Origin of the sequence: Bacillus sp. CFBP9009 (genome assembly GCF_036541465.1) — a bacterium.
Classification (GTDB): Bacteria; Bacillota; Bacilli; order Bacillales; family DSM-1321; genus Peribacillus.
In genome coordinates, this window is record NZ_JAZHFU010000003.1 from 272,910 (window position 1) to 284,028 (window position 11,119).

At 37.9% G+C, this 11,119-nt stretch carries 11 protein-coding genes and 1 tRNA gene; 3 read left to right on the forward strand and 9 right to left on the reverse strand.

Translation table 11 applies throughout. The features are described from left to right. Positions 1 to 52: 52 nt before the first annotated feature. From V3595_RS10680 to V3595_RS10700, 5 genes are all read right to left on the reverse strand, one after another. Entirely contained in the window at positions 53 to 541 is a 489-nt protein-coding gene (locus V3595_RS10680; RefSeq protein ID WP_485907128.1) for a spore coat protein, read from the reverse strand. A 233-nt stretch (positions 542 to 774) separates the two neighbouring features. After that, the gene (locus V3595_RS10685; RefSeq protein WP_485907130.1) at positions 775 to 1,038 is read right to left on the reverse strand and encodes a hypothetical protein; all 264 of its coding nucleotides are present in this window, start codon (positions 1,036 to 1,038) and stop codon (positions 775 to 777) included. 159 nt (positions 1,039 to 1,197) lie between these two features. Beyond that, complete coding sequence (locus V3595_RS10690; protein WP_350301761.1) at positions 1,198 to 1,626, reverse strand: GNAT family N-acetyltransferase; 429 nt, start codon at positions 1,624 to 1,626, stop codon at positions 1,198 to 1,200. A 4-nt stretch (positions 1,627 to 1,630) separates the two neighbouring features. Beyond that, positions 1,631 to 2,146, reverse strand: a complete 516-nt coding sequence (locus tag V3595_RS10695; RefSeq protein WP_101224091.1) for a YjcG family protein — start codon at positions 2,144 to 2,146, stop codon at positions 1,631 to 1,633. A 69-nt stretch (positions 2,147 to 2,215) separates the two neighbouring features. Continuing rightward, positions 2,216 to 2,938 carry an alpha/beta hydrolase gene (locus tag V3595_RS10700; protein ID WP_101224090.1) on the reverse strand — a complete coding sequence of 241 codons (723 nt, stop codon included), beginning with the start codon at positions 2,936 to 2,938 and terminating at the stop codon, positions 2,216 to 2,218. 192 nt (positions 2,939 to 3,130) lie between these two features. Here V3595_RS10700 and V3595_RS10705 point away from each other — a divergent pair, with 192 nt between their 5' ends. Then, complete coding sequence (locus V3595_RS10705; RefSeq protein ID WP_485907132.1) at positions 3,131 to 3,688, forward strand: phosphatidylglycerophosphatase A family protein; 558 nt, start codon at positions 3,131 to 3,133, stop codon at positions 3,686 to 3,688. Positions 3,689 to 3,706: 18 nt separating this feature from the next. Here V3595_RS10705 and V3595_RS10710 read toward each other — a convergent pair whose 3' ends face one another. Next, positions 3,707 to 3,928, reverse strand: a complete 222-nt coding sequence (locus tag V3595_RS10710; protein ID WP_485907134.1) for a hypothetical protein — start codon at positions 3,926 to 3,928, stop codon at positions 3,707 to 3,709. Positions 3,929 to 4,139: 211 nt separating this feature from the next. On the opposite strand from V3595_RS10710, the gene V3595_RS10715 reads away from it, so the two are divergent. Continuing rightward, positions 4,140 to 4,211, forward strand: a tRNA-Val gene (locus V3595_RS10715). A 107-nt stretch (positions 4,212 to 4,318) separates the two neighbouring features. Here V3595_RS10715 and V3595_RS10720 read toward each other — a convergent pair. Together V3595_RS10720 and V3595_RS10725 are read right to left on the reverse strand one after the other, a co-directional pair. Next, positions 4,319 to 5,452 carry a site-specific integrase gene (locus tag V3595_RS10720; RefSeq protein ID WP_485907136.1) on the reverse strand — a complete coding sequence of 378 codons (1,134 nt, stop codon included), beginning with the start codon at positions 5,450 to 5,452 and terminating at the stop codon, positions 4,319 to 4,321. A 350-nt stretch (positions 5,453 to 5,802) separates the two neighbouring features. Beyond that, positions 5,803 to 6,000: a helix-turn-helix domain-containing protein gene (locus V3595_RS10725; RefSeq protein ID WP_100533856.1), complete on the reverse strand. Its 198-nt coding sequence runs from the start codon at positions 5,998 to 6,000 to the stop codon at positions 5,803 to 5,805. An 864-nt stretch (positions 6,001 to 6,864) separates the two neighbouring features. Here V3595_RS10725 and V3595_RS10730 point away from each other — a divergent pair. After that, positions 6,865 to 7,779: an AbaSI family restriction endonuclease gene (locus tag V3595_RS10730; protein WP_485907137.1), complete on the forward strand. Its 915-nt coding sequence runs from the start codon at positions 6,865 to 6,867 to the stop codon at positions 7,777 to 7,779. Between the two features lie 712 nt (positions 7,780 to 8,491). Here the strand turns inward: V3595_RS10730 and V3595_RS10735 are convergent. Next, the gene (locus V3595_RS10735; RefSeq protein WP_485907138.1) at positions 8,492 to 11,086 is read right to left on the reverse strand and encodes an immunoglobulin-like domain-containing protein; all 2,595 of its coding nucleotides are present in this window, start codon (positions 11,084 to 11,086) and stop codon (positions 8,492 to 8,494) included. Positions 11,087 to 11,119: the final 33 nt, after the last annotated feature.

The window sequence follows — 11,119 nt, forward strand, 5'->3', positions numbered from 1 at the left end:
TGCCACCAAAAACAAAAGAGGACACGCGAAGTGTCCTTTTTGTGTTGATTCCTTAGAGAATGTCTATTTCAACGATTAGAGCTAACAATAGTTGCAATAAAAGTTGGATGTTTAGAGCGATTTGTGCATCAGTTGTTGAAATGTCGATATCACGGCTGTTTTCAACAATTGTTTTTTGGCGCGTGATTTGTTTAACATTAGAAGATTGGATTAATTCTTGAGTGATCTTTTCAGCATTATCACCATCTGAAATGGAAATGCTTACGATGACCGCAATTGCAGCTTGTAGAGCAGCTTGTAGAGAAAGGGCCGCTTTAACATCCGTTGAAGTGATATTTACATTACAAGAATCTTTAATGTAAATAAGTTCTTCAGAAAGCTGAATTTGATTATTATCCTGTTTTGCATCTTGGTCAATCTTCGTGTCATCGTCGTTGCAGAATCCTGACAGGGGATGTCTGGAAGCGGAATCTAGAGCCGACCATGATCTTTCAGAGTCATCATGTGTGTTACAGTTGCTACGATATACATTTTGGTTCATGTTGTTTTTTCCTCCTTAGGTTTTATTCCCTATTAAAATATGCTTTGATGGTTAATCGGGTTGGACGAATAAATCAGTTAATTCGTCTATTTTTTAAATACTTAGAGAAAGTATCAGTGTGTGGGGGATGAATAATAAAGAAGCTGGAGCTTTAGGAATGAAATGTAAGTGCTGCTATGTCTCGGTTTACTTATTTCTCGCCAGCAAGTAGGGTGATTAGGTGATATGGTGCGTCATTTATCTTTGGAATCCGTGAATTTGTTGTGAATGGAATTTGTAACTGGATTAACATCATGTTCCGTGATGTTCTTTTCTTGGTTTATGATTTTTAGTGATTGCTCTTGTAAATAACGAACGGTTTCTTTAAGGTTGTTTCTCTCTTTTTCAGTTAGATCGACTTTTTCCTTTTTGAAACCATGTTTTCTCATAGTCCTCGAAACCAGCAGTTCCATCAGTCTTTTTTGAGACTCCTCCAGGTTAAATTCATTGTTACCCATAAAATTTTCCCTCCTTCTTGCTTTCTATATATAGACTATGTATTTTTGAGGAGATTGCCATTGAACGGAAATGTTTTTTTTTTATAAAACGATAATTTAAGTCCATGAACGAACAAAAAAGCTGTCCAATCAGAAGACTGAAAGGACAGCTTTTTTATATCATAAAATGGTTTTCTTCATCGTTTTATGAGGAATGCCAGCATCCATGAATTCGTCGGAAACGATCTCATACCCTAATTTTGAATAAAAAGGGATAGCATGCACCTGGGAATCAAGCTTCAATTGAGGCACTTCCTGCTGGATTGCGTATTCCTCAATAGCATTCATGATCATGGCACCGGCACCATTCTTACGGCCCGATGATAGTACACAAATGCGCTGGACTTTACCGATGTTGTCGATGACCCTGAAACGGCCGGCACCGATTGGCTGATGCTGATCATCATATAAAACGAAATGTGTAGACTCTTGTTCATATTCATCAATCTCTTCTTCAAGAGGGACGTTTTGTTCTTGGACGAACACTTTTTTTCTGATCATATAAGCATTTTCAAGCTCTTGGCTGTTCTCTGCGATTTTTACAAACACGAAATCATTCAGCTCCTAATCTAAATGTTTCATAAACGGTCCATGCCCCATCTTCAAGTTGATACAGCAAGTGAACTCGTTTCACCTCTTCTTCATGGCTGATGTCAAGCATGCTTAATTGGCCTAAAACATCAGAATGCTCATTATCGGATAAATCTTGAGCGATGGTAATATGCGGGACAAATGCATGTTCACTTTCACTTTTCATGAAATCCTCATTGTTAAGTGCATCATGCAGCTCTTGAAGCCCTTCGGATAATTCCACTTTGAAATAAATAGTATTGCTTACAGGTTGGAAAGACTTCGTTTTCGTAACGCTTATCGTAAAAGGCCTGCACTTACGAGCAATGTCTTTTAATTGATCCGCGATTGTTGAAATTTCCATATCCGTCGCTTCGAACGTTGGTTTAAGCGTCAGATGCGGTGGTATGAAAGCATATTTCGTATCATACCGTTTGCGATAGGAGTTAGCTAAATCTTGAAGTTTTTTTGAAGGGAAAATTGCAACACCATATTTCATAAATAAAACCTCCTGATATTTTTTTATAGTTGGTCATGTTTTTCTTGAAACCATCTCAAAAAGAGAGGATTAGAACATTTCCAATAGTGCTCGTTTTAAATCTGCCTGCCAGTATTTCCAGGTATGATTACCTTCAAATTCTTCATAGAAGTAAGGAAATCCTTTTTGATTTATTAATTTATGCAATTCCCTGTTGGGCTCTATGAAGTTTGCCTTCTTGCCATCCGTCGTCGGAACATCTGTTTCTCCAGTCCCGATCACATGGTAAAGTTCGAGGAGATGCGGATCCTCAAAATTACGTACAGCATCCATTACTGCTTCATTGGCAAGTGGCGACTGCATGATGCATTTCCCGAATGTATGCGGATACTTTAGGGCGGCCAATAAAGAAACTGTACCGCCAAGAGAGTCACCGATCAAAGTTCGACCATGTCCCATTTGATAGGTTGGGAATTCATCATCTAAAAACGGGACAAGTTCATGGGCAAGAAAACGTATGTATGCAATGTGCTGTTCCCCGTCCGGATGATATTTGCGCCTGCGGTCAAAGCGGTCTTTATAGGGAATGCCGACAATGATGATATTCTCAATCTCATCGTTCCCTAACAGTTCATCTGCTACCCGACCAATTCGACCCATTTGAAAATAATCACGGCCATCCTGAGCAATCACAAGCGAATATTTATACAGTGGCGAAAAATTAGCAGGCAAGTAAACAAGCAGTTCCAATTCTTCTGCTAAAGCTTCGCTTTTAAACATGTACTCTTTAATTGTGCCTTTGCGTAAACTCATTCTCCCGCACCTCAATGATAATTAATTATGAAAAACAACTTACTTGATTATTTTAGCATAGCCTTGCGACTTTTTCCCGTGACAAGATTTTAGAATAGAAAATTTTCATTGTATTTTCTAAAAATTTGAATAATAAGGTGTTATAATAAAAGGATATAGAAAAATAATACAATAAAAAAGGTGGCGAATAAAATGGCAGATGTACAGGTACACAGCAGGGAAGTAACGAAGGCGGCTAAACGAACATTATTAGAGCGTGGTGTCAGTGTGGAGGCAATTGCAAAAATCGTTTATGAATTGCAGTTCCCGTACAAAGCTGATCTTAAGCTGGAGGAATGCATCCACAGCGTTGAGCGTGTCCTGTTGAAAAGGGAAATTCAACATGCCATTTTAGTCGGTGTGGAGCTGGATAAACTGGCCGAGCAAAAAAAGCTATCAGAACCCCTGCAATCGATTGTTGAGTCTGATGAAGGGCTATTCGGAGTGGATGAAACGATTGCCTTTGGTGCAGTACTCGGTTACGGAAGCATTGCTGTAACGACCTTTGGCCATTTGGATAAAAATAAAATAGGCGTCATACACGAACTTGATAAGAAGCAAGAAGGAATCGTTCATACCTTCCTGGATGATATCGTTGCAAGCATTGCCGCGAGTGCCGCCTCAAGGTTAGCTCACCGTCTGAGAGATGAAGAAGAATCGTTAACCGAACAGGAAAAGGGCATCCAGGAAGAAGAAGAGTTAATCGGTTGAACCTTGATTAACTCTTCTTCAGCCAGACCTATCAAACCTGGCCTTAATGAGGCGGGCAGAAAGGATGTTGGCCACTTTAAATGTCCGTTTTTTCTGCCTTAGAAAACAGAATGCGTGAATATGGCCTGGATAAATTTCAAGCACCTGAATTTTCCGCTGCGTAATCTTACCTTGTTCGGAGAGATAAATTATCTCCAATGGAGCATTTTCTTCCATATGTTTACGAAGTATATATTTCATTCCCTGTCACTCCTTTGCTGACTTGCTTGCTATCATTATATGCGAACATACGTTTTATATGCAAGTGAAAAGGGAATGTTCGTTCGTGTTTTGCGGAGTGGGGAAATAAAATAAGAAAAAATTAAAACTTTTTTAATATAATGCGTTGACTTTTTAACAAAAAAACTTATAATAAATTATGTACTTAAGTTACCAGTCAGTCATTACATACGACTTGTTAGCTCAGTGGGAGAGCACTTCCTTGACAGGGAAGGGGTCGTGGGTTCGAATCCCTCACAGGTCATCAACTAACAAAGGCTTAAATCCTTTATGTAACAAGGATTTGGGCCTTTTTTTATTTTGTCTTGCTAGATGAGTTTAGATCAACGATAGTGATTTGCTCACATTTTGCTAACGGGACTTCTGAAGGGCGTTGTGGAAAATATCAGCCACTTCATCATCTTGGTTTGGCATCATATGGGCGTAATGCTCTAACGTGATGCTAGGTTTCGAATGTCCTAAACGAGTTTGTACTTTGACGATATCTACCCCTTCAGAAATCAAGACGGAAGCGTGTGTGTGCCGGATATCGTGAAACCGAATGGGTGTTACGTTAGCCGCTTTACTGATACGCTTCATCACACGTAACACGTTCCGTGGATCTTGAAAGGTGCCAATCTCCGTACAAATGACTAAGTTCTGGTCTTGATAATGTTCCCCAAGTCTTTTTCTCTGTATTTCTTGACGTTCCTTATGTGCCTTTAATGCCTTGATCAGGAAATCTTGAATCGGAACCTGCCGTTTTGATTTTTTCGTTTTCAGCGTGGATAATTGATACCCTTTATTAGGAATGTGAGAAAGGGACCGTTGTATCCGGATGACTTTTTTTTCAAAGTCAATATCGCTCCATTTTAACCCAAGGAGCTCACCTTTCCTCATACCCGTATAAATGGCGATCAAGAAGGTTAGATAATGTCGTTCTCCCTTGCATTGATTAAGGAACAATTCAATCTCATCCAAGGACCATATCTTCATTTCTTCTTTTTTCACCGAGGGTGGATCAGCATTGATCACCGGATTGAAACTAATCTTTTTCCACTTTACAGCTTGACCGAAGGCCTGATTTAACAACTGGTGTAATTTTCGTATGGTACTTGTACTATACTCCTCATCTAATTTGAGGTTATAAAAAGCATCGATATCTTCGGTCGTAATTTTTGAAAGCATTTTGTTGGCAAAAGGATTTTCCCTTATTAAGTGCTTATCCATCAAATACTTTCTGCTTGAGGCCGTTGTTTCTTTAATCCTTTTTTGATAATGGGACGTAAACCAAAATTCCATATAGGATGAAAAGGATTCTTTACTCGGATCGATAAATCGATCTTCATCCAGTTCAGTCTGAATCTTTCGAAGAGCAGCTTGTGCATCTTTTTTTCGAGAGAACCCGCCTTTTGTTTTTTGCCTTCGTTTACCCGTAATAGGGTCTCGCCCTATATCCATAATATATGTCCAAGTATTTCCTCTTTGTTTAACAGTGCCTTTCATTTTGCTTGCCCCCATATCCTATTATAGTTCGTGTTAGAACAATGGAAAGCAAGTGGTCTAGTATCAGTTTGACCACTTACTTTCCGTTCTATAAGCCGCTCTTTTCCTCTAGTTTTCAGATTGCAGCTTGAAAAGTATTGCTTGTGAATCTTTTTGGCGTATGAATCTGCTTTTTATTTTTTGTCTACATTCACCTGTTAGCGAATTTTTCTCAAAATCTACGATATGTCCAAGAGTTTCCTCTCTTTTTTGAGCTACCTCTCATTATGCTAACCACCGTAAATGTTTGATAATAATTATGTAATGGAAGTAAGTAGTTCATTAGATATGACCACTACGCACTTCCGGTTTTATAAGCTGCTCACTTGTTGCTGCGTCAGCCAGTTAAAAAATTCATCACGGAGCACGCGTTTGCTGCGACCTAATTTAATAAGTGGAAAAGATTTTTGTTCCATTAACTCATAAGCGGTTGGCTTAGACACCATCAAAATTTCAGATAAGTGTACGGCTGTTAAAATCATTGGATAATCTTCGATGTTTTTTGGCATAATTTATTTCTCCTCTTAGTTCTAATTTATTAGTTTAATAGTAATTAATTTGAATTTACTTATTTAATTCGGACACATTATATTTTTAAAAAACAATCGTTTTCAAGGGGAGACTAGAAAAAAATAAAAAAGTTAAAAATAAAAAAATTGCCGACAATTGTCTCGGAATATAGATAAAAGATAAGTGTACGGTATTTAAAATTCTTCGATGTTTTTTAGGAATACTTCTTAATTTAAAATTATTAGTTTAATAGCCATTTATTTGAATTAACTTATTTAATTCAGAGATATTATATTTTTTTTCAAGGGTTATCCGAAAAAAGTTAATAAGATGGTATTAATGTTATGAGTTGGAATTGAAAAATATATCGAGCGAAGTAATAAGGTAGGTGGTGTAGCTATCTCCTCATAAAGATCGAAAATCCGTACTACAGCTTCTTAAAACAGTTAGTTTATAGCGTGGGGGAAAATAGGATATAATAAAACTAAAGACTTTAGCGAGATTAACCACCTATGCTTGCGACGCGGGGTGGTTTTTCTTTTTCGTGAAGGATTGTAGCTCAGTCCATTTTATTTTTGTACGGCTTTGTAAAAGAATGCTGTAGATTTTTCTATTAAACTAAGGGAACAGAATAGTTGAAGAATGACTGATATACTAAAAAACAATCATTTAGAATAAAGATGGCCATTTCTTGTAGGCTTTTCTTATATTTGCATCTGTTAAGGTTCTTTATTCTGATGGACCTAAAGGGAAGAGTGTATTATGTGGTGATATGATGCCGGTAAAAGATCTCTTATATTTTTTCGGTATGCAATTTAGGAAGTGTCTGATACAAACTAGTATGAACAACGTGGGGGAAAATGATGGTTGCGAAAAGAGAATATTTAGTTCGAACATTTTCGAGAACTAAAAGGAAAGACTACGAGAATTATATTTTAAACCGGATTTGGAATCGGTTAAATCGGCTAGATTTAAAGCCCGTCACTCAACAATATGTGAAACGAGCTGATGGCAAATACGCCTTACTTGATCTTTATTTCCCACAGATTCATTTAGGGATAGAATGTGATGAGGGACATCACAAAAGTAATGCACTTAATGATGAAATACGGACATTAGAGATTGGAAAAATGTTTCAAGCAGTTAAGGAAAATGAAATTAGGATCGAGCGAATAGATGCTACCAAATCAATCGAAGCGATACATACAAAAATTGAAGAGATTGTTCAACTTATCAATAAAATGGCTTCTAACAGAAAAATTATTCCTTGGTCAGAAGATGAAGATTATGCAGAGTTAGCGGTCAAGAATGGGGCATTGTCTATTTATGATGACTACACGTTCCGTACAATTACTGAGGCAATGCGTTGCCTAGGAAAGAATTATAAGGCTATACAAAGAGCTTATTGGAAGTTTAATGAGCAGTATATGGTGTGGTTCCCCCAGCTATCTTTTGATACTGGGAAAGGGAAAGTTTCAAATGCTCGGGGTTGGATTAACCTTTTTAATCAAAATTGGACGGAAATTGAAGAAAGAAGAATGGAAAGTGATTATACACCTTATCAACTCTCTGAGGGTACGAAAAGAGATCGAATTACTTTTATGAAGGTTAAAGATCCTGTATTCGGTACTTATAAGTATCAATTTGTTGGTATTTTTAAATGGGATCGTATCGAGGATAATCGGGTGATATTTAAACGAATTGCTAAAGAGATAGATTTAACACCCTACAATCAAAAAAGGGTAATCACCTCGCCATTTAATAATAGTGAAACGTAAATAAGGGTTGCTGCGGCAATCCTTTTTTTATTCAACTTGCTGGCAGATTAGTTGAACAAGAAATCAATTAGACCATATTGAAGAAAAATTGGACTCAATGCAAAAAAAAGAAATAAAAAAAATCAGAACCTGTATTTGTTGGTCTAATGTGTGCTTTAATCCATTCAAAAGGCCACCTAAATTGGGGGCCATTTGAATGTTGAAAACTTACTAATTACCAATTGTACCAAACTACACCTACAAATATGAGAATGGGGATGGAAGCTATAAATACTCCGTAAAAAGAAAGTTCGAGGTCCTCGGGATTTCCCATAAAAGCTCTTAGACCTGCTCTATCCAATGCAATTTTTTTAATTTTATATTGATCCGCTTCTTTATTACTCATATATGCACACTATTCAATATATTTCTCATATTAACATATATATACATTTTATCTAATTAGTCATTTGAATAAACCATTATTTTTTTATTAACTTCAACCATAAGGTCCTTTACCTCGGGAAACGAACATTCCGGTGCTTTTTTGGCCAACGTTATCGATTATAAAATTAATGAAAGAAGCTCATTCTCAAAAGCCGCTCCATCGTTATAAACGGGTCTCTTCTAACCTACTTGTTGTAGCATCTCTATTGTGCGTTAGGTCCAAATAATAGAAATAGGAGCAACAGATATACAATCTGCTGCTCCTATTAGTTGAATTGCTTTATATTTATTCACTGAAATTTATTGAATGTTCATAAGTATTGCCGTTTGGTATTGTGGCAAAAATAGAAAGCCTACTGCCGTTTACAATCGGGCCTTTCCCGTCTTCAAAGTCGATTCTCATTTTCATTGAAGATGTCGGTGCAATGCTAGTTACAACGCCCATCTTAAGTAAGTCATCTGGTGAGTAGGTTTGAAGAACCGAACCGTCTGAATTAAAAACTTTCACGCTATCTATAGCGACCGTTTCTTTGTCATAATTAATGAGGTCGAAACTCACTCCTCCAACTCTCATAAACTTCGTGCTATAATCGGGTCCCCATCCCCAGGAATCGAAACGGAGGTCAGGTTTTCCGGAAACGGTAATCGTGACTGAGCCTTTGACACCATCGACTGTAGCCGTAAAGGTAACCGTTCCGTCCGCCAAAGCTTTTACGACACCTTTTTCATCAACAGTCGCAACAGTTTCATCAGAAGATTCCCAAGAAGTTACCTGTGGAAAGGTAGCGTTATGCGGATAGGCACTGGTATGCACTTCAAAAGTTTCTCCTGGTTTTACGATTCTAGAATCAGTATCAGAGAAAACTTCTATTTCTGTCACTGGAACCTTCTTGACAGTTATGGTAGATTGAACTTCCGTCTTATTTCCAGCTTGATCCGTTACAGAATACGTAATTACATATTCTCCTTCGATTGAAGTATTCAAGTTTGTAGTATTAACATAGATTTTTCTTGTCAAATCGCCATCAATGTTGTCCATTGCCTCTACCCCTTTAAGTAAATCAGGCAGACTATCTTTTTGACCAACTGTCCTATCCTTTACCCCAGTGATAACCGGGGGGATGTTATCAACAACCGTTACTTGGCGATGAACTCCCGACCTAAACCCCTTTTCCCTTGAAATTTGGTAGATTAATGTATAGGTACCTATGAAGTTTACATCTACATCTCCAGTCACTTCAATAAAAGAGGTGACATCTTTTCCATTCCCCAAATCTGTAGCAGTTACCCCTTCTAACGGATCGAATGTTTCACCTAAATTGATTTTTACATTATCTGCTCCAAAAATATCCGCTTCTCTATAAGTTAAAAACACTTGACGCTTTACTGTTGTGGCATTGCCAACTTCATCAGATACGGAGTACTCAAATGTGTAAGCTCCTGAAAGAGATAAATCTGAAGTATTTAACTTCTCGCCAATTGCTTTAACAACCACTTTAGAGGTGAGGTCTCCATCATTATTATCTGAAGAAGTGACCCCTTCCATTGGATCAAAATGATCAAAATATTGGACATATATGTTATCGACCCCACTAATTGTTGGAGCGATATTATCAATGACCGTTACCTTTCGTTGAGCGGTCGTTTTGTTCCCCGATTTATCAGTGACGGAATAAATTAAAGTATAGGTTCCAGCCTTATTAAAGTTCACTGTACCCTCTACTCTGATTTGAGAGGTAAGGTTCCCATCCGCATTATCATTGGCTGTGATTCCGCGTAAAAGGTCCAAAGGACTTCCGAATGCTATCTCTACATCCTCAAGTCCTGTTCCCATTAATGTAGGCTTTACTTTATCGACTACATTTATGGTGCGTGTAACCGTTGTTTTATTGTCCGTCTTGTCCTTAACACTGTAAACCAGTTTATACGTCCCTACCTTTCGCACTTCTACGCTGCCGGTTATCGTCATCTTACTGGTTATAGCCCCATCTACATCGTCAGTAGCCTTCACACCTGATTTTGAATCAAAGGACGTACCATAATTAATAGTCTTTTCTCCAGCACCGGTAATTTGCGGTTTCGTCGTATCCTTTTTTACTGTAATAGTACGTGACATTATTGTCTTATTCCCGGTTTTGTCTTTTGCGGTATACTGAAGTTTGTATATCCCCGCTTCGTTAACATTGACCTTACCACTAATGGTGATTTTGCTCGTAATGTTTCCATCCACATTGTCTGTAGCCGTTACACTTGTTTTCGGGTTAAATGAATATCCCTTATAAACGGTTTTGTTGGTAGCACCTGTGATTTTTGGTTTTTCTTTATCCTTCTTAACGGTAATTACACGAGTGACCGTTCTTGTATTCTTTCCTTTGTCCGTCACAGAATATTTCAGCTTGTAGGTTCCTTCTTTTTTTGTGTTGACCTGTCCGGTAATCTTGATTTTAGAAGTAATGGTACCGTCTGCGTTATCCGACGCCTTCACACCGGATTTCGCGTCAAACGAATATCCAAGATAGGCTGTTTTGTTAGTGGCCCCAGTGATGGTTGGATTGGTAGTGTCCTTTTTGACGGTAACAACCCGCTTTACGCTAGTGCTATTCTTTGCTGTGTCGCTAACTTTATATGTCAGCGTGTATTTCCCTGTTTTTTTGGTATCCACCTTACCTGAAATTCCAATCAAACTGGTGATGTTTCCATCAACATTATCCTTGGCCGTGACATCTTTTTTAGGATTGAAAGTTTGATTCAAATAAACCGTAGTATTGGCAGCACCTGAAATCGTTGGCTTTGTGGTATCTGCTGCCGCCATACCGCTCGTTGGCACCAAAAGAATAATAAGAACAACAAGACAGATCAGGCTATACAATATCCTCTTCATTTTTTAAGACCCTCCTAATAGATCCAATGCTTA